At 67.3% G+C, this 379-nt stretch carries 1 protein-coding gene; it reads right to left on the minus strand.

Going from position 1 to position 379, the window contains the following annotated elements; genetic code table 11:
- Positions 1 to 12: 12 nt before the first annotated feature.
- A partial coding sequence (locus tag D7Y13_RS45015) for a S49 family peptidase (protein WP_208734780.1) occupies positions 13 to 379 on the minus strand: 367 nt, incomplete at its 5' end.

Genomic DNA, 379 nt, shown 5'->3' on the forward strand with positions numbered 1-379 from the left:
GAGCAATAAGCCTTACCGCGGCGAGCAGAAGCAGTAGGCGTAGACGTTGGGCTTACCCGCCTGCGCCGTGCGGAACAAGGCGAACTCCGGCGCCAGCTTCGGCAGCATCGCTACCCACGACGGCAGGCGTACGCCCCACGACATCGCCACGCGCGCCTCGGTGCTGTCGCCCACGTTGGTCAGGAAACGCTCGAACGCGCCCATCGGTTTCTCGGCGTAACGCACGTGGACATCCTTGCCCAGGTGGGCTTCCTGCGCCGCATCGCGGATCGCAACGTCGAGGTTGCCCAGCTTGTCGACCAGGCCGCGTTCCAGCGCCTGCTGGCCGGTCCAGACGCGGCCCTGCGCAATGGCGTCGATGGACGCGAAGTCCTTGCCG

This window comes from Corallococcus praedator, assembly GCF_003612125.1.
GTDB lineage: Bacteria > Myxococcota > Myxococcia > Myxococcales > Myxococcaceae > Corallococcus > Corallococcus praedator.